The sequence below is a fragment of the Nocardia huaxiensis genome (assembly GCF_013744875.1).
Taxonomy (GTDB): Bacteria; Actinomycetota; Actinomycetes; order Mycobacteriales; family Mycobacteriaceae; genus Nocardia; species Nocardia huaxiensis.
The window spans coordinates 2,463,736-2,485,624 of record NZ_CP059399.1; the positions used below are offsets into that span (position 1 = coordinate 2,463,736).

General features: G+C 67.7%; 22 protein-coding genes, 1 pseudogene and 1 riboswitch. Of the genes and pseudogenes, 13 read left to right on the top strand and 10 right to left on the bottom strand.

Going from position 1 to position 21,889, the window contains the following annotated elements; translation table 11 throughout:
* The first annotated feature begins 141 nt into the window (after positions 1-141).
* Positions 142-1,386 carry a helix-turn-helix domain-containing protein gene (locus H0264_RS10985; RefSeq protein ID WP_181583864.1) on the top strand — a complete coding sequence of 415 codons (1,245 nt, stop codon included), beginning with the start codon at positions 142-144 and terminating at the stop codon, positions 1,384-1,386.
* A gap of 153 nt (positions 1,387-1,539) precedes the next feature.
* Here the strand turns inward: H0264_RS10985 and H0264_RS10990 are convergent, their stop codons facing one another.
* Positions 1,540-2,244, bottom strand: coding sequence for a DUF305 domain-containing protein (locus H0264_RS10990; RefSeq protein ID WP_181583865.1), 705 nt, complete (start codon positions 2,242-2,244; stop codon positions 1,540-1,542).
* Between the two features lie 115 nt (positions 2,245-2,359).
* Between H0264_RS10990 and H0264_RS10995 the strand changes: the two genes are divergently transcribed.
* From H0264_RS10995 to H0264_RS11005, 3 genes are all read left to right on the top strand, one after another.
* Positions 2,360-2,956, top strand: coding sequence for a TetR/AcrR family transcriptional regulator (locus H0264_RS10995; protein ID WP_231083163.1), 597 nt, complete (start codon positions 2,360-2,362; stop codon positions 2,954-2,956).
* Positions 2,953-4,314 carry a PucR family transcriptional regulator gene (locus H0264_RS11000; protein ID WP_244976156.1) on the top strand — a complete coding sequence of 454 codons (1,362 nt, stop codon included), beginning with the start codon at positions 2,953-2,955 and terminating at the stop codon, positions 4,312-4,314. The genes H0264_RS10995 and H0264_RS11000 overlap by 4 nt, the downstream gene beginning before the upstream one ends.
* 77 nt (positions 4,315-4,391) lie before the next feature.
* On the top strand, positions 4,392-4,574 hold the full coding sequence (locus H0264_RS11005) for a hypothetical protein (RefSeq protein ID WP_181583867.1): 183 nt from the start codon (positions 4,392-4,394) through the stop codon (positions 4,572-4,574).
* Positions 4,575-4,664: 90 nt separating this feature from the next.
* On the opposite strand, the gene H0264_RS11010 is transcribed toward H0264_RS11005, so the two are convergent.
* Both H0264_RS11010 and H0264_RS38545 read right to left on the bottom strand, forming a co-directional pair.
* Positions 4,665-6,233: an LVIVD repeat-containing protein gene (locus tag H0264_RS11010; protein ID WP_181583868.1), complete on the bottom strand. Its 1,569-nt coding sequence runs from the start codon at positions 6,231-6,233 to the stop codon at positions 4,665-4,667.
* Between the two features lie 376 nt (positions 6,234-6,609).
* Positions 6,610-6,759: pseudogene (locus H0264_RS38545) on the bottom strand (IS3-like element ISAar24 family transposase); the annotation flags it as partial.
* Between the two features lie 226 nt (positions 6,760-6,985).
* Here H0264_RS38545 and H0264_RS11020 point away from each other — a divergent pair.
* Entirely contained in the window at positions 6,986-9,055 is a 2,070-nt protein-coding gene (locus H0264_RS11020) for a thioredoxin domain-containing protein (protein ID WP_181583870.1), read from the top strand.
* A gap of 85 nt (positions 9,056-9,140) precedes the next feature.
* Here the strand turns inward: H0264_RS11020 and H0264_RS11025 are convergent, their stop codons facing one another.
* Positions 9,141-9,536: a hypothetical protein gene (locus H0264_RS11025; protein WP_181583871.1), complete on the bottom strand. Its 396-nt coding sequence runs from the start codon at positions 9,534-9,536 to the stop codon at positions 9,141-9,143.
* A 236-nt stretch (positions 9,537-9,772) separates the two neighbouring features.
* On the opposite strand from H0264_RS11025, the gene H0264_RS11030 reads away from it, so the two are divergent.
* Positions 9,773-10,570 carry an ATP-grasp domain-containing protein gene (locus tag H0264_RS11030; RefSeq protein ID WP_181583872.1) on the top strand — a complete coding sequence of 266 codons (798 nt, stop codon included), beginning with the start codon at positions 9,773-9,775 and terminating at the stop codon, positions 10,568-10,570.
* Between the two features lie 3 nt (positions 10,571-10,573).
* On the opposite strand, the gene H0264_RS11035 is transcribed toward H0264_RS11030, so the two are convergent.
* Both H0264_RS11035 and trhA read right to left on the bottom strand, forming a co-directional pair.
* Positions 10,574-12,139 carry an adenylate/guanylate cyclase domain-containing protein gene (locus H0264_RS11035; RefSeq protein WP_231083160.1) on the bottom strand — a complete coding sequence of 522 codons (1,566 nt, stop codon included), beginning with the start codon at positions 12,137-12,139 and terminating at the stop codon, positions 10,574-10,576.
* 147 nt (positions 12,140-12,286) lie between these two features.
* A complete protein-coding gene (gene trhA, locus H0264_RS11040; protein WP_181583873.1) occupies positions 12,287-12,997 on the bottom strand; it encodes a PAQR family membrane homeostasis protein TrhA in 711 nt (236 codons plus the stop codon).
* A 111-nt stretch (positions 12,998-13,108) separates the two neighbouring features.
* Between trhA and H0264_RS11045 the strand changes: the two genes are divergently transcribed.
* Positions 13,109-13,888 (top strand): isoprenyl transferase, encoded by a 780-nt coding sequence (locus tag H0264_RS11045; protein ID WP_231083159.1) that lies wholly within the window; start codon positions 13,109-13,111, stop codon positions 13,886-13,888.
* 77 nt (positions 13,889-13,965) lie between these two features.
* The gene (locus tag H0264_RS11050) at positions 13,966-14,529 is read left to right on the top strand and encodes a hypothetical protein (protein ID WP_181583875.1); all 564 of its coding nucleotides are present in this window, start codon (positions 13,966-13,968) and stop codon (positions 14,527-14,529) included.
* Here H0264_RS11050 and coaA read toward each other — a convergent pair.
* Positions 14,526-15,458, bottom strand: coding sequence for a type I pantothenate kinase (gene coaA, locus H0264_RS11055; protein WP_181583876.1), 933 nt, complete (start codon positions 15,456-15,458; stop codon positions 14,526-14,528). The two genes, H0264_RS11050 and coaA, sit on opposite strands and share 4 nt — an antisense overlap.
* A 157-nt stretch (positions 15,459-15,615) precedes the next feature.
* On the opposite strand from coaA, the gene H0264_RS11060 reads away from it, so the two are divergent.
* The 3 genes from H0264_RS11060 (at position 15,616) to H0264_RS11070 (ending at position 19,413) form a co-directional block, all read left to right on the top strand.
* Complete coding sequence (locus H0264_RS11060; protein ID WP_181583877.1) at positions 15,616-16,812, top strand: DUF885 domain-containing protein; 1,197 nt, start codon at positions 15,616-15,618, stop codon at positions 16,810-16,812.
* Between the two features lie 128 nt (positions 16,813-16,940).
* Positions 16,941-17,025, top strand: a riboswitch (ZMP/ZTP riboswitch).
* A gap of 115 nt (positions 17,026-17,140) precedes the next feature.
* Entirely contained in the window at positions 17,141-18,436 is a 1,296-nt protein-coding gene (gene glyA, locus H0264_RS11065; protein ID WP_276313947.1) for a serine hydroxymethyltransferase, read from the top strand.
* Positions 18,437-18,567: 131 nt separating this feature from the next.
* Entirely contained in the window at positions 18,568-19,413 is an 846-nt protein-coding gene (locus tag H0264_RS11070) for an SDR family NAD(P)-dependent oxidoreductase (protein ID WP_244976157.1), read from the top strand.
* Between the two features lie 33 nt (positions 19,414-19,446).
* On the opposite strand, the gene H0264_RS11075 is transcribed toward H0264_RS11070, so the two are convergent.
* Both H0264_RS11075 and H0264_RS11080 read right to left on the bottom strand, forming a co-directional pair.
* Positions 19,447-20,319: a pirin family protein gene (locus H0264_RS11075; RefSeq protein WP_181583879.1), complete on the bottom strand. Its 873-nt coding sequence runs from the start codon at positions 20,317-20,319 to the stop codon at positions 19,447-19,449.
* 97 nt (positions 20,320-20,416) lie between these two features.
* Positions 20,417-20,722: a glutaredoxin domain-containing protein gene (locus H0264_RS11080; protein WP_181583880.1), complete on the bottom strand. Its 306-nt coding sequence runs from the start codon at positions 20,720-20,722 to the stop codon at positions 20,417-20,419.
* A gap of 43 nt (positions 20,723-20,765) precedes the next feature.
* Here H0264_RS11080 and H0264_RS11085 point away from each other — a divergent pair, with 43 nt between their 5' ends.
* Complete coding sequence (locus H0264_RS11085; RefSeq protein WP_181583881.1) at positions 20,766-21,077, top strand: hypothetical protein; 312 nt, start codon at positions 20,766-20,768, stop codon at positions 21,075-21,077.
* Position 21,078: 1 nt separating this feature from the next.
* Here H0264_RS11085 and H0264_RS11090 read toward each other — a convergent pair whose 3' ends face one another.
* A complete protein-coding gene (locus H0264_RS11090) occupies positions 21,079-21,351 on the bottom strand; it encodes a hypothetical protein (RefSeq protein ID WP_181583882.1) in 273 nt (90 codons plus the stop codon).
* Between the two features lie 21 nt (positions 21,352-21,372).
* Between H0264_RS11090 and H0264_RS11095 the strand changes: the two genes are divergently transcribed.
* A complete protein-coding gene (locus H0264_RS11095; RefSeq protein WP_181583883.1) occupies positions 21,373-21,759 on the top strand; it encodes a DUF488 domain-containing protein in 387 nt (128 codons plus the stop codon).
* Positions 21,760-21,889: the final 130 nt, after the last annotated feature.

Here is a 21,889-nt window from a genome sequence, read left to right on the forward strand (position 1 = left end):
GGCAGACGTTAGGGGCGTCGGCAGCGGTCCGGGCCGGTCCGGATCGTTCTGCAGACAGTTGCAGACGGCGGGTACCCGCGGACGTATTCTGACGAAATGTTCGATCCGGTATGACCGATCGGCACGCGGAGAGGCGGGCGCATGACGGAGATCGGGCGCGCGTTGCGCACGGCCCGCCTGGACGCGGGGCTGAGCCTGCAGGGTATGGCGGTCCGCACGAACTATTCGAAGCCGTACCTCGGGCAGTTGGAGACGGGTGCGCGCGTCGTCCGGCAGGAGCACGTGACCGCCTACGAATCGGCGCTCGGGATCTCGCTGAGTTCGCTCTACACACGGCTTCCGGTGGTCACGCGGGACGAGGGAGACCTGTCGATCGAGTTGTCGGCGTTCCTGCGGCCGATCCTTCCCACGAGCGGCGCCGAACCGAGGCAGGCGCTCGCGGAACTGATCGCGGCCGAGCGCATGGCGAAGTGGGCACGCGGTCTGCAATGGTCGGAGTCGGCGCCGCCCCGGCGCGCCGTGATCGACTGGCTGGAGGCGAATCTTCCTCGACTGCGACAGCTCTCGCCCGGTACCGGGCAAGCCGAGCAGGCCCTGCGGGTGGGCGCCGAACTCGCCGACATCGCGGCCGCCATGTCCTGGGATGTCGAGGACACCGAGTCCGCCCGGCGGTTCTACCTGGGTTCGGCGCGCTTGGCGCACACTGCCGGCGACGCCGGTCTGACCGCCGCCGCGCTGGCCGGACTGGCCCTGCAGTACCTCGACCAGGGCCGGCCGGGGGACGGGCTGGAGGTCGCGCAACTGGCGCAGTTCGTCGCCCGGCGGTCGGCGACGCCGCGGCTGCGGGGGACCCTGGCGCATCTGCAGGCCACCGCGTACGGGATCGTCGGCGACACCGCGGCATTCGAGCGGGAAACCGCATACGCCACCGAGTGTCATCTGGCGGCGGCCGCGCACCCGTCCGCGGACACCGCGATCGACCGGAGCCTGACGGCCTTGAATCTGAGCCTGCTGCTCGGTCCCCGGCGCACCTGGCCGAGTTGTGGCAGGCAATCGGAACTACTCGGCCCCGGCTACCGGCATCTGGTGCGAACCCGGCCGCGGCTGGCCGGTGCGGCATTCGGCATGGATCGAACTCCCTTGCCCGCCAATATCGTCCACCCCGCGATGAGCATGACATCGCTGGCCCGCCTGCATCTGATGCTGGGGGAACCGGACCGGGCGGCCGAGCTCGCCGGAGACGCGCTCACCCTGGCCGGACCGCGGATCGGCGGTCGCACCGCCGCCCGCCTGCGCGACTTCCACCACGAATCGATCGAATTCGCCGGAGTTTCCGGGATTCGGACGGTGCGCGCCGCGATCGAGGAGATCACCACCCGCGCCTGAGCCGCACGCCGAACCCGAGGCGCGATCGTCGCCAGTGTGGTGTCCACCACCGTTGGCCGGGTGGCCTTCCCCGTCATTGCGCGGGAATGACAAGGGGGCGGATTCCCCGCTGAGGTTCGTGGACACCGCACTGGCGAGACGGCGCTCCCGGTTTCAGCCGAGCCCGCCGCGCTGGGTCAGCAGCAATCCGATGAAACCGATTTCCTGGCCCTGGGTGGTCACCATGTCGCGGGCGGCGAGTTTGACCGGGCCGCCGGTGAGCAGCGCGTTGGCGGCCTGCGCCATGGCGACGCCGCCGTAGTGGTGGCGCTGCATCAGTTGCAGGAAGAGGATTTCCGCGTCCAGGCCCGAGGCCGCGGACAGTGCGTCGAGTTCGGTCATGCTCGCCATTCCGGGCATGGTGGCGGTCGCCGGGCTCGCGACAGAGGTCGTGGCCGGATGCGCGTGCCCGGTCACCGTGGATTCGCCCGCACCGTGCATCCACACCATCGGGTGGCTGTTGGTGGGTCCGGCATTCGTCAGTCGGAGCCAGCCCAGCAGCATGCCGATCTCGAACCGCTGGCTGTCGGAGATCTGCTGAGCCAGCCTGCGCACCATCGGGTCGGCGTCGGGGCTCAGGCGTTGCGCGATGACCAGCGCCTGCTGGTGATGGGCAAGCATATCCTGCGCGAATCCGATCTCGGTGGCATCGAGAATCGGTGTGGGGGAGGGGTTCTCGGTGATGAACAGGGGCCGTCCGGCGGCGCCGAGCACCAGCAGCAGCAAGGCGAGCGAGCTCAGGGCCGCGCCGGTGATCCAGCGTCGCCGCGTGCCGGCGGGGGTGGATCGCCGCGCGCGGGGAGCGGGGGATGGAGTCATGTACTGCCTCTGCTGCGGGGCGCCTTCGTGGGAAAGGTCGAAGAACCGGGTTCTCCAGTGGGTCGGTCACGTGAACCGCGCGACCGGCAATAACGTAACAGCCTACTATGTAATAGTGACTTCGGATAAACAGCCGCGTCCCGGGCGACCACGTGACACGGACAAGGATCTCGCGGTGCTCATCGCGGCCCGGCACCTGCTCGCCGAAGTCGGCTACCCGCGGACCACCGTGGTGGCCATCGCCAAACGCGCCGGCGTGAACACCCCGGCGATCTATCGGCGCTGGCCCACACGGCAGGCATTGCTGGAGGAGGCGATTCACGGGCCGGGGGGATACCCGCCGCCCGAACCGACCGGCGATCTGCGAGCGGACCTGGCCACCTGGGTGCGCATCTTCCTGGCGCGTGCCGAGAGTCCGGCCGCGCGTGCGGGCGTGCCCGGGCTGCTCGCCGATTCACAGACCGAGGACGCGCGCCGCCGGCTGCTGGCCATCGGCGCTCCCGCCCGCAAGCGGTTCGCGGAGCTGCTCGGCGGCGCGGTGGACGACGGCCGGATCCCGCCCGGCGCGGACCCCGAGTTGCTCTTCGAGATCCTTTCCGGTGCGACGACATTCCATGCGCTGCTGCGCGGCGGCGAGGACGCCGAGTCGTTCGTGTCCGGTGTCGCGGAAGCGCTCTACGTGATTGCGTCCCACGGGGTGCGGTCACGGTGACGTCGTACGCCGAACCGTCGGGCCCGCTTGCTGGCGGGCGCGCGGATTCCGTGCCCGCCGACGGCGAGCCGATCGTTTGGACGCCGGTCATTCCCGCTGCGGCACAGCAGATTTGGCGGATCATCCTGCGTCCGATCGCACGCGAGCTTGGCCGCAGTGCCCCACAGCTGACGAGCGAGGCGGTGGAGCGGATGCGGGCCGAACTGCCCGCGCTGTTTCCCGACGCGCAGGCCGTCCAGGAAAGCGCGGCCAGCATTCTGGCTCACGTGCTCCAGCTGGTGGAGACTATCGAAAGGGCGAGTGATCCAAGGCGATTCGAGCTTCCCGAGCCGGGTCTCTCGCTGATCAGGTCGCGGGTGCGGCGCGGGATCCCACCATCGGAGATCATGCGGCTCTACCGGATGGCTCAGGAACGGGTCTGGCAGTGGATGCTCGTCCGGATCACCGCCGCCGCGCGCGATTCCGCCGACTTGGCGACCGCGCTGGAACTGGCCACCGGGTGGCTGTTCGCCTATACCGACGGGGCGATGATCCGGGCCGAGCACACCTACCAGTTCGAACGCGAGGACTGGATGCGCAGCGCCGCGGCGGCGCACGCGGCGGCGATCGCCGACATTCTCGCCGAGCGGGAACGCGATGCGGCGCGGGCATCCTCGCGCCTGCGGTATGACCTCAACCGGCATCACATCGCGGTCGTGCTGTGGCTCGACAGCGATCGGGACGGCGGCGATCCGCAGGGATTACTCGGTACGGCATTCGGCGAACTCGCCCGCAGGCTCGGCGCCGAGACCACCTTCACGCATCATCGCGGTGCGTTGCTGCTCGCGGGCTGGGCCAGCCGCCGAGAACCCTTCGGCTCCGGGATCTTCGAGGATCTCGGCCGAGCCGAGCGTCTACCCGAGGGGGTGCGGGCAGCCGTGGGCGAAACCGGCCACGGCTTGACCGGATTCCGGCGCGGACATCTCGACGCGGAGCACGCACGTCGGGTCGCCACCTTGATCGGCGCGCGGGCGGAAACGGTGACGCGGTACAGGGATGTCGCCGTCGCAGCGCTGTGCACGGTCGATCGCGAGCACGCCCGGGTCTTCGTGAGCCGGGTGCTGGGGCCGCTCGCCGCCTCCGACGAGAACACCTACCGGCTGGCCACCACGCTGGCGGTCTATCTCGAGGAGAACCGCAGTCGGCGTCGCGCCGCCGATCGGTTGACCGTGCACCCGAACACGGTCAGCTACCGGGTGCAGCAGGCGGAGTCGATTTTGGGCCGCAGTGCCGACACCGGCGTGCTGGAACTACAGGTCGCGCTGGCGATGCTGCCGACATTGGCCGCCCCCGACCTCGCGTCCGCGCCGGATTTGTGACACGAGCACAGGATTCCCGGAATCTTTGTCGTCCGGTCACGAGCCGCGGTGACCGGACTCCGCCTACGGTGACGGCTGTGGCCGATCGGCCGCTCTTCCTGCCGAGGGGGCACGCCGCGCCCCTTCGGCAGGGCCGATGCGGCTACGACGGATGCTTCATGGTGCTGGATCTGAACGCGACCACCGCGAGTCTCCGTGTGGTGACCGTGGATTCGGCGACCGGTGCGAGCACCGGGGTATTCGATCAGCGGCTCGCCTGAGCGCAACCGAACCTGGCCCGGATGCGGTGGAACTGGCGCCACCGTGCGGCGCGGGCCCCGGGTGGGAACGAGCCCCACCCGGGGAACGTGTCACGATCCGATGGTCGAACGCTGGTCGGCCGGAGGGGTGTAGACGTCCGGGGACAACGCCAGTGTCATGAAGCCGTTGTCCGCGCAGGAGGCCCACAGTGTCGAACCATGCCATTCGGGTGCGGACATGCACCAGTCGCTCGACAGATCACCGAATACCGGCTGTCCGCCCCGCGAGTTCCAGGCCAGCGCGGGATCGAACGCGCCCCGTTCCATCGCCTGTGTCACCGACGGCAGGTTCAGCAGCGGCAGTCCGATGATGGAGGCCAGCGCATGCGGCGAGTTCCACAGCTCGGCGTTCTGCCCGGTGCGCGCGGGCGGGTTGTAGTAGGCGATCTCGCGGACCCGGAGGGGGTCGCGCACATCGAAGATCCGGATGCCGGAGGAGATCCAGCCGCAGGCCAGCGCCGTCGGGTCGACGGGCCGATCGGCCGAGCAGTAGTGCGAGTCGTAGGCGAAGATCGAGCCGCCGATGCTCGAAGCGATTGCCTCGGTGCGGTTTTCGAGCAGGTTGATCTCCAGCTTGATCGAGTTCACCACCTCGGGGTGGCGTTCGTCGGAGATGTCGATGAGCTTGACCCCGCCGGATCCGGCCTCGTCCACGGTGTACACGTACGGGGTTCCGCCATAGGTGACCGGGATGGCGTGCTGGGTCGCCATGCCGTCGGTCCAGGTCAGCTGGGTCAGCACCGGTACCCGCGGATCCGGATCGCGGCGCTGGACCGCGCTGATGTCGAGCACGCTCACCCCGCCCATATTGTTCGTCAGATACATGCGATTGCCGTCGTCGCTCAGGCCCATACCGTGCATGGAGTAGCCCGGCATGCCCTGCCAGATGACGTGCGGCCGAGCTGGATCGGTGAGATCGACGGCGCTGACGATGCCCGGGATGACACCCGAGGACCAGTAGGTATTGCCGTCCGGGGAGAACGCGCCCTCGTGGCCGGTGAGCGGGACGGGCATCGACAGGCTGGTGCCCGGGCCGGGATTGAGCAGGACGGGGTGCGCGCAGTCGGAGATGTCGTAGACCGAGATCAGCCCGTACCCGGTCATGGCCGGAACACCGACGCCCACCAGCAATTTCCGGGCCGGGCTGACCTTGAGGCTCTCCCAGGTGCCGGCGAGCATCGCCGGTTCGGTGAGGTTCGCGGTGGGTACCGGATTCGCCGGATCGGACACGTCCAGCACCTGGACGCCGTTCGAGGGCCCGAGCAGATCGCCGGGGAAGAAGCTGCCCAGATACACGCAGTGGTCGAAGCTGGTGGATGTGATGCCGCCGCCGCGTCCGGTGTAGCCGCCGATCCGAGTGATGTTGCAGCTGTAGCCGAGTGTGCTGCGCCCGCTGCCGCGATCGGCGGCGGGGACATCGCCCTGCAGACCGGTTTCGGTGAGCGCGGCGTCGTGGCAGTCGGCGCGCTCGACGGCGGTGTCGGCGATGTCCCGCAACTCTCGCGTGACGTCGGGGGTGATGGCGGGCGGCTGCGCGGCCCCGGTTCCGGTGGGGAGAAGTGCTGCGGCCGCGACGATTGCCAGGTAATTCCTGGCGCGGCGAACTCGATGAGATCTCATGCCCTTGCCCTCGTCGATGAGGGCGCCTTCCTCTTGATACCGATGGAAACGATGGCAGGATCGGACGCCGCTTCCGCCTGCCGGTGTATTTGTCTGTTCCGGACCGTGTTCTGTCACGGCACACGGGTATGACTTGGCACACCTGCCAATAACGTTACAGTGCACCATGTAACGGTGCGAGCTCGCTTGTCCACCTTCGCGGAAACCGGTGATCGCCGCCGTCAAGGGGCAAGCCATCGGCATCGCCATGACCCCGGCCATGTAGATCGATACCCGCATCGTCGCCGACACCGGCCGCTACGCCATTCCGCAGGTGCGGCTCGACACCGCGATTCACGAGTGTCACTCCACTTGGGTCGCGAAGCTCGAAACTGAACTGCATCGAGGGTCGGAAGCTTTCCAGTATCGCGTTGCCCAGGTTGTCGTCGATGCTTCCGAAGTGCGGCAGCAGGCCCACGGGGCCGATATTCTCGCCGAAAACCCAAGAGGTGAACTGAGTTCCGTGATCGGCATGCACGATCCCGCCAACGCGCTTTTCGACAGTGTGTGTCGAAGTTTGCCCCCTCCATGGTCGGTGCTCGTCGGTCGAGCCGGTTTCATGTGATGGCGCACTACTCTTCATGTGATGGCGCACTAGTTCACTGGGTGATAGTGGGACAAATGTGCCAGTTTTGCGGAGTCCAGGCTTCGGGTATGGATCGAGGCTGGTCCGAGCGTGTTGTGCGCCGGTTCGACATAGGAGGTTGGTGGATGTGAACCAATTGGCTAGTGCCACATCGCTTTACCTGCGTCAGCATGCCGCCAATCCGGTGGACTGGCGGCAATGGGGTGCCGAGGCTTTGGCTGAAGCGGCGGCTCGGGACGTGCCGATTCTGCTGTCGGTTGGATATTCGTCTTGCCACTGGTGTCATGTGATGGCGCACGAGTCGTTCGAGGACGAGGCGACGGCCGAGCTGATGAACGCGAAATTCGTGTGTATCAAGGTGGATCGGGAGGAGCGGCCTGATCTGGATGCGGTGTACATGAATGCGACCGTGGCCATGACGGGGCAGGGTGGGTGGCCCATGACCTGTTTTCTGACGCCTGCGGGGGAGCCGTTCTATTGCGGGACTTATTACCCGAAGACGGCTCGGCATGGGATGCCTTCGTTCACGCAGTTGCTGACGGCGGTGGCGGATACCTGGAGCAATCGGCGGGGGGAGGTGGATCAGGCGGCCAAGCAGGTGGGGGAGGCGTTGCGGGAGCAGGCCGGGGGGCTGCCGGACAGTGATGTGACGGTCGGAGCGGAGCTGCTGGATCATGCGGTCGCGGCGGTGCTGCGGGATGTGGATCATGAGCACGGCGGGTTCGGGGGTGCGCCGAAGTTTCCGCCTTCGGCGCTGCTGGAGGGGCTGCTGCGGGGGTATGAGCGCAGTGGGAACGAGGTTGCGCTGCAGGTTGTTTCGATCACGGCGGATGCCATGGCGCGGGGTGGGATCTACGACCAGCTGCGGGGCGGGTTCGCGCGGTATTCGGTGGATGCCGCCTGGGTGGTGCCGCATTTCGAGAAGATGCTGTACGACAATGCGCAGTTGCTGCGGGTGTACGCGCATCTGGCACGGCGGGCGCGGGCGGCCGGAGCGCCGGATGGGTTGCCGCTGCGGGTGACTCGGGAAACTGTGGAGTTTCTGCTGACGGATCTGCGGACCGCGCAGGGGGCGTTCGCCTCGGCGCTGGACGCCGACACGCACGTGGAGCCCGGAGCTCCCGGGGTTGAAGGCGCCACCTACGTGTGGACGCCCGCGGAGTTGAACGGCGTGCTCGGCGCGATCGACGGGGCTTGGGCCGCAGAGTTTTTCGGTGTCACGACGGCCGGCACCTTCGAGCACGGCACCTCGGTGCTCACGCGGTACACCGATCCAGGGACGGGGGAGGCGGACGCCGCGGACGTGCAGCGGCTGGAGCGGATTCGCGCTGTCCTGCGCGAGGCCCGCGAGCTGCGCCCGCAGCCCGAGCGGGACGACAAGGTGATCACCGCGTGGAACGGCATGGCGATCACCGGACTCGTCGAGGTGGGTGCGGCCGACCCCGATTCGCCCGGCACGGCGGCGGCTGTCGAATGTGCGCGGTTCCTGCTCGACACCCACGTGGCCGGTGATCGGGTGCTGCGGGCATCGCTCGGCGGCGTGGCCGGTTCGTCGCCGGGCGTGCTGGAGGACTATGCCTGGCTCGCAACGGGATTGCTCGCGCTCTACCAGGTAGATGCCGGCGAGGATTGGCTCGGGCACGCACAGCGGATCCTCGACGCGGCCATCACCCACTTCGCCGATCCGACGGCTGCGGGCAGCTGGTTCGACACCGCCGACGATGCCGAAACCCTGGTGGCGCGTCCCCGCGATCCGATGGACGGCGCGACCCCGGCCGGAGCCTCCGCGCTCGCCGAAGCGCTGCTCACCGCCGCCGCGCTCAGCGACCCGGAACGCGCCACGCGCTACCGCGACCTCGCCGACGCCACGCTGAATCGCGGTGCGCTCATTCTGGCGCGGGCACCCCGCTCGGCGGGCCAGTGGCTGGCCGTCGCGGAAGCCGCCCTGCGCGGCCCGATCCAGGTCGCCGTCGCCGCCGATGCGGAGCAGGGCGACGAATTGCTCCGGGCCGCAAGGCAATCCGCGCCCGGCGGCGCGGTGATCCTGCGCGGCGCACCTGGCAGCGCACCGCTGCTGACGGACCGCCCCAAGGTCGGCGACCAGGCCGCCGCCTATATCTGCCGTGGCTCGGTCTGCGACCTCCCGGTCACCACGGCAACGGACGTCCTTGCCGCCCTGAGTATTCCGGGGAACTGAGCGATGAACAGCGAAGCGCCCGGATTCCGTGGAATCCGGGCGCTTCGCTGTTCCAGCGGCGAAAGCGTCCGCGGCGCTGTGTTTCTCACCGCCGGAAATATGAGCGGGCACTGAGCATCGCGGGCACGGTGACCAGCACGGCGACGACGTGCACGGCGCGGAAGAAGCCGATCGTCACCGAGCCCGAGGTCCAACCGGTGGTCAGCTCGCCGAGCGACTCGGCTGCGGCCACCGCGCGGATCGGCTCGACGATCAGCGAGGCCAGGCCGATCACGCCCAGGCCGAGGACGAGAACCGTGCGCGCCCAGCGGGCTCCGGCGGTCATGCGGACGGCGACCAGGTAAACGGCCAGATAGATTCCGGCCCGGATCGCCAATCCGGGCACCAGCGAGGCCACCTGCACCTCGGGCCGTTCGAGCAGCACGGCCAGCCGCATGAGGGTTTCGCAGATTCCGGCCAGCAGTGCGACCACGATCGCCACGAATGCGATCGAAACAGACTGTGGGCGAACGTTGTTCGAGTGTCCGGTGGATGCGGACACGGTGCGCGGGAGTGCGATGCGGGAGCCGAACGCGGTCATGCTCCGAGCCTGCGCGCCCGAAGGCCGCCCGCACATCCCCCTCGAGTAGCACTCGACCCTGATCCTCCGGTACCGGTCCCACCCCTGAGCTCGGATATTTCGTTGCCGGGCGGCGGGGGCGGTCCTACAGTCCGGACATGTCTACGTTGATTCTGTCGCCGCGATATTCCGATGACTCGCGGGTCATGCGGACGGCGGCCGTGCGGGCCGGATGGAATGTGATCCGGCTGGGTGGGTGGCGTGCACCGGAGGACCTGATGGGGGAACCGGCGGCGGTCTACGGCGAGCCGCTCTACGGGGAGGCGATCGCCGCGCAGCTCGAACTGGCGCTGCTCGACGCACCCCAGGACTGGCTGCCCGGACTGCCCGAGGAGCATCGCAAGCGGGATATCCGCGTGTCCACGCTGGGGGAGGCGAGACAGTGGGAGACACCGGTTTTCGTGAAACCGGCGGACGGCCGCAAGGGGTTCGAGGGAGCCGTATACGAAGGCGGTGACGGATTGCCACCCGTCGCGGCGCTGCCCGATACGACAGCGGTCCTGATGGCCGAACCCGTGCGCTGGGAGCTCGAGGTCCGCTGCTTCGTGCGCGACGGCGAGCTGGTGACCCTGTCGCCGTACGCGCGATTCGGCGAACTCGCACAGGCGCGGGACGACAGCTGGCCGATCTCCGCCGCCGAGGAGGCAGCGGCGCGAAAGTATCTCGAACGCCTGCTCTCCGATGTCCCCGTCGCCCCGTCGGTGGTCCTCGACATCGGCCTGATCGAGGGCCGCGGCTGGGCGGTGGTGGAATCCAACAGTGCTTGGGGCGCAGGCGTTTACGGCTGCGATCCGGCCGGAATTCTGGAAGTCCTGGAGCGCGGCTGCGTCCCGCGCGCACAGCTCGATCCCTTCGACGCCGTGTGGGCCGTCGACCGCGTGCGGATCGCGGGTTGATGGTCAGCGGTCGGCGACGCCGGGGACCGGGGCTGGGACCGGAGGGGGTGTCGCGGCCTGCGGGGCGCTGCCGTTGCGGTGGCTCGTTCCGGCTGTCGGGGCGTCGGTCCACGTCGGAGTGGGTTCCCTGCGGCCCCGGAGGTGGATCGTGTCGTGCGGCGTCCAGTTGCTGCGCTCGGACTCGCAGGCGGCGTCGATGACGGCCTGACTGGCCAGGATTCGACGGGGCACGTGCTTGGCCTCGCTGGTCAGGCGAGCCGCCTCGTTGACGGCGTCGCCGATGACGGTGAACTCGAGGCGGGTGTCCGCGCCGACATCACCGGCGAAGACGAGCCCGCGGGCCAGTCCGATGCCGACATCGAGTTCACCCACCGCGGCGACGGCGTCGCGAATGCGGCGGGCGGCCCGCAGGGCGGGAGTCGCATTGTCGTCGAGGGCGATGGGCGCGCCGAAAATGCACAGCGCCGCATCGCCTTCGAACTTGTTGACCAGGCCGTGGTTGTCCTCGGTGGCGGCGACCACGGTGGACAGCAGCCGGTTCAGCTTGGCCACGAAATCCTGCGGCGCGAGCTCGGTGGACAGTGCCACCGAACCGGTGACATCGACGAAGAGTGCCGTGACGACCTGGAGATCGCCGGTGAGATTGGCTCCACCGGAGAGCGCGCGCTCGGCCACCTCCGCGCCGACGTGCCGCCCGAAGACGGTCCGCATGCGTTCGCGCTCTTGGAGATTGGCGACCATCTCGTTCACCGAGTGCTCGAGCCGGCCGATCTCGCTGGTGCTGCCGATGGGGACGCTCACATCGAGGTCGCCGCGCGCGATCCGGTCCAGCGCGTCGCGCAGCGTGTGCATGGGCGAGGCCACGGCCCGCGCGAGCGCCGCCGTCGCGACCACGCCCGCCGACAGCCCGACCACCGCGAGATAGATGCCGGTGCGAATGCGTTCGGTGGTCGCCGACGATGGGTCGGCCAGCACGGTGATGAGCATGAACAGCGGCACCGCCCCGGTCACCGCGAAGGTCACCAGCACGCGCGCCAGCACGGTGGAGCTCCAGTGCGCGGTGCCGCCCAGCACCTCCGCCACCACCGGCACGGTCGGTTTGATGAGCCGGTCCACGATCAGATAGGTGATCCCCGCCGACTCCAGCCCGCCGAGCGTGAACATGGCCAGCACCACCGCGAAGTCGCGCTGCGGCGTGGCGTGCGCGAACACCGCGGCCGTGACGATCACGCCCGGAGCCCAGATCACCAGGGCCCGAACGGCGATCGCCATGGGCAGGTGCGTGAGCCGGCGCGCCTCGGATTCGGTCGGCGGCCGATGCTGTTCGAGCCAGCCGAAATAGTGCCCGCGATCCCGGAAGGCGAGCACGATGCCCAGCAGTGCGCCCAGCGCCGGATAGATGGCGACCTGCACGAAGGTGGTCATCCAGTCCGAGCCGAGCCGCACGAAGAAGCCACTCAGCCACAACTCGGTGGTGATGACGCCGAGTCCGCCCAGATTGCAGGCCATGACGACCGCCGCCAGTCCCCATCGCGCGCGCAGCGCCCACAGGATGAGTGCGCTGATCACCGCGGGACCACCTCGCGCATCGGCCAGGGCGTCGCGGCGACGGTCGGTGCTGTCATAGCGGTTACGTGCCTCGGGATCGAACTGAACTTGCAGCCGACTTTAGAGATCTTTGACGCGAGAGTGCACGTTTGTGAGTAATTGCTCGTATCAGCTGAGCACGACCAGCCACACCGCGATGTAGTGGCACAGCGCCGCGACGACCGTTGCGGCATGGAAGAACTCGTGATGCCCGAAGACCTCCGGCCACGGATCCGGCCAGCGGCTGGCGTAGAGAATCCCGCCCACGCTGTAGGCGATGCCGCCGGCCAGCAACAGCAGCACCGGCGTCCAGCCGACATTGGCGATGAGCGTCCCGGCCACCGGCACGATGGCCCAGCCCAGCAGTAGATACAGTGGCACGCCCAGCCAGCGAGGGGCGGTGGGCCACAACATCTTCAGGATGATTCCGGCCAGTGCGCCCGCCCAGACGACGGCCAGCAGAATAGTGCCAGCCTTCCCCCGCACTCCGAGAAGCGCGAAGGGTGTGTAGCTACCCGCGATGAAGGCGAAGATCATGCTGTGATCAGCCCGCTTCATCCACGTGCGCGCGCCATCGGTCTTCCAGTTCACCCGGTGATAGGTGGCGCTGATCCCGAACACCCCGCACACGGTCAGCGCATACACCGCAGTCGACCATCCGGCCGTGGCCGAGACGGTCGCGGACACGGCCACCAGCACGATCCCCGCGATGGCCGCCACGCCGACGGCCCAGGTGTGGATCCACCCGCGCATGCTGGGTTTGATGAGCGCGAGTTCTTCTCTGACGGTTTCGACGACGTCCGCCACCGGGTGGGACGGCCGCTGCACAGTGTCGGACATCGGTTACCTCCTGAGTAACCTACGGTACCGTAGGTTGGCGATTTCCGGGACTGTGATCTCCACTGTCCCGGTCACTACCGGGGTCCTTTCCAAGGCGTAGGGTTGGGCGTCGTGAAGCTTGCGAGTCAGGTGCGTGGACTCCCGTATCGCATCTACGAAGCCCGGTTGGCAAAGCAATTGGCCGGCAAACAGCATCCCCGCCATGTTGCGGTGATGTGCGACGGTAATCGACGCTGGGCGAAAGAGAACGGCTTCACCGATCTCAGTCACGGGCATCGGGTGGGTGCGCTCAAGATCGCCGAACTGGTCGGCTGGTGCGGCGAGTCCGGGATCGAGATGGTCACGCTGTATCTGCTCTCCACCGAGAACCTCGGCCGTGACCCCGACGAACTGGAAACCCTCTTCGAGGTGATCACCGATGTCGTCGACGAACTGTCCGCGCCGGAACAGAATTGGAGCGTCCGCATTGTCGGCGCGCTCGACCAGCTGCCCGAACTCGTCGCCAAACGCCTGCGCGTGGCCGCCGAGAGCACTCGCGGGCGCGACGGCGTGCACGTGAACGTGGCCATCGGCTACGGCGGACGCCAGGAGATCGCCGACGCGGTGCGCTCGCTCGTGCGGCAGGAGATGGAGGCCGGGGAGACCGGCGAGGATCTGGTGCAGTCCATCACCGTCGACGCCATCGGCCAGCACCTCTACACCTCCGGGCAGCCGGATCCGGATCTGGTGATCAGAACCTCCGGCGAGCAGCGGCTGTCGGGATTCCTGCTGTGGCAGAGCGCGTATTCGGAGATCTGGTTCACCGAGGCGTATTGGCCGGAGTTCCGGCGGGTGGATTTCCTGCGGGCACTGCGCGATTACGCGGCCCGGCACCGTCGCTTCGGGGTGTAACCCGCGCGCCACGGTTGTATTGCAGTGCAAGCGCTTCCGTGGTTCGCGGGCAGGTGGCTGCCGTACCGTCGGGTTGTATGGGCGAGGCGGTTTCGTATACCAGCTATGAGGAGTTCGGCCGTAGTTTCCTCGAGTACGCGGCGTCGGAGGAACGGATCCTGGGAGCGTTCGAGAAGCTCACCGGGGAGGCGTTCGAATTCGGGCCGATCGGGGCCGGTCCGGGGCGAATAGCGAAGCTGTCGGCGAGCGTGCGGTTGCAGCAGCCACGGCTGAATCGCGAAGTGCAGGACAATATTTCGTTCGATCTGGTGATTCCGCTGGATGTGGATCTGCTGATCGACCTGTCGGTGGACAGGTATCCGTTCCACGTGGACGGCACCATTCATCTGCATCTCACCGTGCGCACGGCAGCGCCGCTGCGGGTGCTCATAGAAATTGACGAACCGCAGCCCAGCAATGTGCGCATCAATGTGGCGAGCGCGTCCAAACGCGGAGAGCTACTACGGATTATCGCGAGCGTGGACCACGAGATTCGCCGTTTCGTCTCCCGGTACATCGCCGAGGAGCTGTGCAAACCCAACATCCAGGCCGCCACCGATATCGATGTGGCGGCGCGCCTGGACGCGGCCTGGAAACTCTAGAGTTTGCGCAGGCGCAGCCGGTTGATGCTGTGGTCGGAATCCTTGCGCAGCACCAGGGTTGCGCGGGGACGCGTCGGGAGGATGTTCTCGACCAGGTTGGGCCGGTTGGTGTTGTTCCAGATCTCCTTGGCGGCGCTCACCGCTTCCGCGTCGTTGAACCGCGCGTAGTGGTGGAAGGCCGAATTCGGATCGGAGAACGAGGTTTTGCGCAGCTCCAGAAAGCGCTCCACATACCAGTTCTCGATGTCCTCGATCCGGGCGTCGACGTAGACGGAGAAGTCGAACAGATCCGAGACCATCAGCCGCGGACCGGTCTGCAAGACATTCAGGCCCTCGACGATCAGAATGTCGGGCTGGCGCACGCAGTGGAACTGTCCCGGCACGATGTCGTAGGCGATATGCGAGTAGACCGGCGCGCACACCTCGGTCGCACCGGATTTCACCTCGGTGACGAAACGCAGCAGTTTGCGGCGATCGTAGGACTCCGGGAAACCCTTGCGGTGCATGATGCCGCGACGGGTGAGTTCGGCTGTCGGGTACAGGAAACCGTCGGTGGTCACCAGATCCACGCGCGGATGGTGATCCCAGCGCGCCAGCAGCGCCTGGAGCACGCGCGCGGTGGTGGATTTACCCACTGCCACCGACCCTGCGACGCCGATGACGAACGGCACCTGCCGATCCGGATGCGTTTCCCCGAGGAAGGTCGCGGTCGCCGCGAACAATCGTTGTCGCGCCGCCACCTGCAGGTGAATCAGACGCGCCAGGGGCAGGTAAACCTCAGCGACTTCTTCGAGGTCGATCTGTTCACCCAGGCCGCGCAGGCCGATCAGTTCTTCCTCGGTGAGTACCAGGGGAGTCGACTTGCGCAGGGTCCGCCACTGCTTCCGGTCGAACTCCACATAGGGACTCGGCTCGCTCATCCGTGCCACAGCCGAATTGTGCTCGGCTCCAACAACGCGGTGAACACCAGGTGTACCTACTCGCCAGTAACACGAGTGAGTTAGGCCACTCCCGGGAATCTCACAGCGGGCCCGGTTCGATGGTGCGCGGCGCGGGAAACCCTGCCATCCAATAGGGTCGAACGCTATGGCAGCGCATCCGCTCGTGACCGATTATCTGCGACTGGGATTGGCCTTCGACCGATTGGAAGAAGGACTCGTCGACGCCTACACCGGTGACCCCGCGCTGCGCCGCGAAGTCGAGAACGCGCCCGCGCCCGATCCGCGCGACCTGGCGCACCGGGCGGCGGCCTTGCTGAAGGAACTGCCCGACGCCGGATTGTCCGCCGAGCGCACCGAATTCCTGGCCGCGCATCTGAAGGCCCTGGAATGCTCCGGCCGCAAGTTCGCCGGCGAGGACATCGGCTTCGTGGACGAGGTGCGCGCCTACTTCGACGTGGACATCGCGCCCGGCGACGAAGAGGACTATCGCGAGGCACACCGGCAGCTGGACGAAGCGCTGCCCGGCGAGGGCGCGCTGTTCGACCGCATCACCGCGCACCGGCGGGCCGACGAGATTCCGGCGGAGCGGTTGCAGGAGTGCGTGGCCGCGTTCTCCGGCGCACTGCGCGAACTCGTGCGCGAACGGTATCCGCTGCCCGATCACGAGTACGTGGAATACGAAGTGGTGGGCGACAAGCCGTGGTCCGGGTTCAACTACTACCTGGGCAACTTCAAGTCGAAGGTCGCCATCAACTCCGATCTCAAGCAGCACATGTCGCAGTTGCCGCACCTCATCGCGCACGAGTCGTACCCGGGGCATCACACCGAGCACTGCCGCAAGGAAGCCGGACTCGTCGCGGCCGGGCAGGACGAGCAGACCCTGTTCGTGGTCAACACCCCGCAGTGCCTCATGGCCGAGGGGCTGGCGGATCTGGCCTTGAAGTCGATCGTCGGCCCGGGCTGGGGCAAATGGGCGCAGGAGATCTACGCCGATCTCGGCCTGCGCTTCGATGGTGAACGCGCCGAACGCATTTCGACGGCGTCCGCGAACCTGCTGAGTGTCCGCCAGGACGCCGCGCTGCTGCTGCACGACCGGCACCGCAGTGCCGACGAGGTGGCCGAGTTCCTGCAGAAGTGGAGCCTGGTCACCCCCGAGCGCGCTCGCCAGTCCCTGCGCTTCCTGTCCTCATCCCTGTGGCGCGCCTACATCTCCACCTACGTCGAGGGCTACAAGCTCCTCGGCGGCTGGCTCGACCAAGCCCCTGACGCCGACGACCGCGCGGACCGTTTCCGCCGTCTCCTCGACGAGCCGTTGACGCCCCGCGCGATCCGCAGGATGTGACTCGCGCACCAGGTTCGCGGCCGTCTCGATTCTGGACTGACGGAGCGGGGGAGCGAAGCGGAGGAGCGGAGGAGGGAAGAATCGAGACTTAGGGGCCGCGAACACACCCGGAGCGAAGCGGAGGGTAAGTTAGACGCAGCGACTGGCGCACTCGAGGTGGAAGTAACCACCGGGAAGCACCGAAGTCCCGCACCGCGCGCCTGGGTGCAGGGCGAGCCCTGATCCCTGGGCACCCGGATGCACGGAGGTTGCGATGCCACAGCACGAAGCTGCCGACACACAGAACCCCTCGAACGACTCGCCGAGCCAGGCCAATACACTCGGCGGCGTGACCCAGACGAGCGCTTCTGTCAACAGCCAGTCCCTCAACGAACTCGATCCCGAGGTCGCTGCCGCGATGGCGGGAGAGCTCGCGCGCCAGCGCGACACCCTCGAGATGATCGCCTCGGAGAACTTCGTCCCGCGGGCCGTCCTGCAGGCGCAGGGCAGCGTGCTCACCAACAAGTACGCCGAGGGCTACCCGGGCCGCCGCTACTACGGCGGCTGCGAGAACGTCGACATCGTCGAGGACCTCGCCCGCGCCCGCGTCACCGAGCTGTTCGGCGCGGATTACGCCAACGTCCAGCCGCATTCGGGTGCACAGGCGAATGCCGCGGTGCTGCACGCGCTCATGACCCCGGGCGAGAAGCTGCTCGGGCTGGACCTCGCGCACGGCGGCCACCTCACCCACGGCATGCGCCTGAACTTCTCCGGCAAGCTGTACGAGGTGCACGCCTACGGCGTCTCCAAGGAAGACCACCGCGTCGACATGGACGAGGTGCGCAAGCTCGCCAAGGAGACCCGCCCGAAGGTGATCGTGGCCGGCTGGTCCGCGTACCCGCGGCACCTGGACTTCGCGGCCTTCCGTGAGATCGCCGACGAGGTCGGCGCGTACCTGTGGGTCGACATGGCGCACTTCGCCGGTCTGGTCGCCGCCGGCCTGCACCCGTCCCCGGTGCCGCACGCGCACGTGGTGTCCTCCACCGTGCACAAGACCCTGGGCGGCCCCCGCTCCGGTCTGATCCTGGCCAAGGAGGAGTTCGCCAAGAAGCTGAACTCGGCCGTGTTCCCGGGTCAGCAGGGCGGTCCGCTCATGCACGCCATCGCCGCCAAGGCCGTGGCCTTCAAGATCGCCGGCACCCCCGAGTTCGCCGAGCGCCAGCAGCGCACCCTGTCCGGCGCCAAGATCATCGCCGAGCGCCTGGTGCAGTCCGACGCGCAGGAGAAGGGCATCACCGTCCTCACCGGCGGCACCGACGTGCACCTGGTCCTGGTCGACCTGCGCAACTCGCAGCTCGACGGCCAGCAGGGCGAGGACCTCCTGCATGAGATCGGAATCACGGTCAACCGCAATGCCGTTCCGTTCGACCCGCGCCCGCCGATGGTCACCTCCGGCCTGCGCATCGGCACCCCGGCACTGGCCACCCGCGGCTTCGGCGACGCCGAGTTCACCGAGGTCGCCGACATCATCGCCGCCGCCCTGACCGGCTCCGCCGACCTGGACTCGCTGCGTCAGCGCGTCTCCAAGCTGGCCCAGGCCTTCCCCCTGTACCAGGGCCTGGAGGACTGGAACCTGCTCGGCTGAGCAAGTCCCGCAACGGTATCGAGCCCGCCGCGATCATCGGATCGCGGCGGGCTCGGCCCGTTTCCGGGGAATGCATTTCGAACATCGCGACTTCGACTGATCGAGGGATAACGACAGTCCGAGGGAACGTGATGACAGACAACGACATCGAGGGGATGGACGGTCGCACGGTGCTGATCACCGGATCGACCGACGGCTTGGGCAGAGAGCTGGCAGTGCGCCTGGGGGCGGCCGGCGCACGGGTGATCGTGCACGGACGGGACGCCGAGCGCGCCGCGCGGGTCGCCGAAGAGATCGCGGCGGCGGGCGGCCCGGCCTCGGACATCGTGCTCGCCGATCTGTCCGAGCTGGCCGAGGTCGACCGACTCGCAACGGAAATCGGCTCACGCACAACCCGATTGGACGTGCTGGTGAACAATGCCGGAATCGGGTTCGGGCGGCCGGGGTCGGGACGGGAGCTGAGTGCCGACGGGATCGAATTACGCTGGGCGGTCAATCATCTCGCGCCGTATCGGCTGACTCGCCGGTTGCTGCCGCTGCTTACGGCCGCCGCGCCCGCGCGGGTGGTGAATGTGGCCTCGGCCGGGCAGCAGGCCATCGACTTCGACGATCCCATGCTCGATCGTGGTTACGACGGCATTGCCGCGTATCGCCGCGCCAAGCTGGCGCAGATCATGGCGACCTATGATCTCGCCGAAGAGCTGGCGGGCAGCGGTGTCACTGTGAATGCCTTGCATCCCGCCACTTTCATGGCCACGACCATGGTGGCCGAGGCGGGCGGAACGCCGATCAGCACGATCGCCGAGGGTGCGGCCGCCACGCTGCGGCTGATCGCCGATCCGGCGCTCGCGGAGACGACCGGGCGCTACTTCAACGGCACGCGGCTCGGTCAAGTGCATCCGCAGGCCGCTGATCCGCTGGCCCGCAAGCGATTGCGTGAGATCACCGATCAGGCCATTGCGGGGGTGCTGGGCTGATCCCTTCCGGGACAGCGGATTCCGGCTCAGCGCTCATAGTCGCGCCAGCCGGGGGATCTGCCCGAACTTTCCGCCCCGGAAGTCGAGGTACGCCTGTTCGATCTCGGCTCGGCTGCCCATGACGAACGGGCCGCCGAAGACGATGGGTTCACGAATCGGCTGGCCGGAGAACAGCATCAGCGTGGTCGGCCGGTCGGGGTCGGTGGCCAGCAGCTCGATGCTCGTCGGGTCGCTGCCGCCGACCGGATCGGACCAGGCGATCTGTCCGTCCGCGACCGCGGTTCCGGCGACGGTCGCGCCGCCCTCCACGACGTAGACGAAGGCGCGATCCTCCGGCGCGAGCACCGGCGTATAGCTGCTGCCGGGCTCCAGCGTGACCAGCAAACCCGTTATAGGCCACTGGTTTTCGGCCGTACCGGTAATGCCGGACTGGGTGCCGGAGACGACTCGCACCAGCACGCCGGGTGATTCGACCACGGCTTGGTCCGGCTTGCGCAGATCCTGGTAGCGGGTATCCACCATGCGCTTGTCGCCGGGCAGGTTGAGCCACAGTTGCAGGGTGTGCGCGAATTCGTTGTGGTAGGCCAGCTCTCGGTGAATGATGCCCTTGCCGGCCGTCATCCACTGGATGTCGCCGGGTTCCAGCGCGCCCGCGTGCCCGAGGCTGTCGCCGTGTTCCAGCTTGCCGTCGAGCACGACGGTCACCGTCTCCACGCCGCGATGCGGATGCCATTCGAAGCCGGGGGAGGAGAACCAGTCCTCGGCCATGAGCAGGAACGGGTCATTGTCGCGGACCTCGTTCGGGGAAATGATCAGAGCGTTCTTGTCGACCTGTTCGGTGGGTCCGCCCAGCGCCTTGGTGCGGACGCGATCGACCTTGCGCGGAACCGGCACGGCTGCGCTCATACCCACTCCTCTCGGCGACCGGATGACTCCGGATTTTGGATGACGTATCAACCAACGTTCGAAGAGGGTGCCGCATTCCCGGCCCGGAACCGGCTGCCTACCAGGACCAGAAGCGTCGCGGCCCGCCGGTGAGCGCGGGCGCGTCGGCGCGCACGGTTTCGATCAGCTGCTTCGGATGTGGGTTGACCCAGTGCCGCTCCGAGGAGCCGTCGCGGAACACCACGGTGGGCACGGTCTCGTTGCCGTCCGCGACCGAGCGGACGAAGGCGGCGGCGTCCGGGTCCTCCCAGATGTTCACCTCGCGGTACACGATGCCGTGGCGGTTGAGGACGCGGCGCATGCGCGAGCAGTAGGGGCAGCCCTGGCGGCGGTAGACGATGAGCTCTGGAACTTCAGCGTTCATGGTCGCCGTCGATCACACTGTGGGAGTTGAACGGGAGGACACCATGACAACCACCGTACTGCTGCTGGGATTGAAAGCATCGGTAGTCGAGGAAGTTCGCGCGGGGCTGGATATCCCGAATCTCGAAATCCGTTCCGGCACAAGCATCGAGGATCTGCGGGAGACGCTCGCGCAGCTACCGGTCGACCACGTCGTCATGGGGGCCGGATTGGATCTCGAGCAACGTCTCGGCATCGTGCGCGAGATCTTCGAAACCAGTGACCGGACGACCGTGCACATGAAGGACAGGGCGTCCGGTCCCGAAGGTTTCCTGCCGTTCGTGCAGGGCGTGCTCGGCGGGCTGAACCGCGCCTAGCTCAGGAGTGTTTGGCCAGGTAGTCGAGGTAGAGCGGGCGCAGCACCTCGCCGATCTCGCCCTCGCCCGCGTGCACGTAGTCGTCGAGCATGGGCAGCACGTACTTGATGTCGGCTTCACTCTCACCCAGGTCACCGGCGGCGGCGGACGCGGCCGGGATCGACTCCAGGAGATTCCACAGGAACTTGACGTCGCCGTGCCGGACAGCCAGTTTCACGGCGCGGTCGTGCAGTTCCTTGGTGGACAGCGACTCCAGATCCTGAATTTCGGCCATGCCATCGACTCTAATGGAGGGATGGCACAGCATCCGAGGTACCGGGTCAAGCGTGTGTACGACGCACCCGACGCGGCCGACGGCCGCCGGGTGCTGGTGGATCGATTGTGGCCGCGCGGCATCAGCAAAACCGCGGCACACATCGACGAGTGGGCCAAGGATGTGACGCCGTCCACGGAACTGCGCAAGTGGATGCACGAGGACCCCGATTCCCGGCGTGTCGAGTTCGAGCGCCGTTACCGTGCCGAGCTCTCCGGCCGGGCCCAGCAGGAGGGCCTGGCGCGGCTCCGCGCGGAGGCCGCCGAGGGGCCGTTGACCCTGATCACGGCCGTGAAAGACGAGCAGCACAGCCACCTTCCGACCCTCCTCGCGGAACTGGGCGAAACGCCCGAAAAGCCCCGGCGTTAACGGGATCTTCACCAACGCGCCCGCCTGTTGAGAAGCCGGATCGCCGATTCGGCGGTAGCGTCGGGGGTGCGGGCCGCGGAGATGTGGCACGTACGGGAGGTCCTGATCGTGACTGAGCAACTCAGTGCGA

Coding starts and splice junctions, on each gene's coding strand:
- H0264_RS11030 (WP_181583872.1), top strand. CDS start 9,773: ATGTCTACGTTGATTCTGTCGCCGCGATATTCCGATGACTCGCGGGTC.
- H0264_RS10990 (WP_181583865.1), bottom strand. CDS start 2,244: ATGACTCCATCCCCCGCTCCCCGCGCGCGGCGATCCACCCCCGCCGGC.
- H0264_RS11085 (WP_181583881.1), top strand. CDS start 20,766: ATGACAACCACCGTACTGCTGCTGGGATTGAAAGCATCGGTAGTCGAG.
- trhA (WP_181583873.1), bottom strand. CDS start 12,997: ATGTCCGACACTGTGCAGCGGCCGTCCCACCCGGTGGCGGACGTCGTC.
- H0264_RS10985 (WP_181583864.1), top strand. CDS start 142: ATGACGGAGATCGGGCGCGCGTTGCGCACGGCCCGCCTGGACGCGGGG.
- H0264_RS11090 (WP_181583882.1), bottom strand. CDS start 21,351: ATGGCCGAAATTCAGGATCTGGAGTCGCTGTCCACCAAGGAACTGCAC.
- H0264_RS11080 (WP_181583880.1), bottom strand. CDS start 20,722: ATGAACGCTGAAGTTCCAGAGCTCATCGTCTACCGCCGCCAGGGCTGC.
- H0264_RS11070 (WP_244976157.1), top strand. CDS start 18,568: ATGACAGACAACGACATCGAGGGGATGGACGGTCGCACGGTGCTGATC.
- H0264_RS11095 (WP_181583883.1), top strand. CDS start 21,373: ATGGCACAGCATCCGAGGTACCGGGTCAAGCGTGTGTACGACGCACCC.
- H0264_RS11050 (WP_181583875.1), top strand. CDS start 13,966: ATGGGCGAGGCGGTTTCGTATACCAGCTATGAGGAGTTCGGCCGTAGT.
- H0264_RS11060 (WP_181583877.1), top strand. CDS start 15,616: ATGGCAGCGCATCCGCTCGTGACCGATTATCTGCGACTGGGATTGGCC.
- H0264_RS11010 (WP_181583868.1), bottom strand. CDS start 6,233: ATGAGATCTCATCGAGTTCGCCGCGCCAGGAATTACCTGGCAATCGTC.
- H0264_RS11075 (WP_181583879.1), bottom strand. CDS start 20,319: ATGAGCGCAGCCGTGCCGGTTCCGCGCAAGGTCGATCGCGTCCGCACC.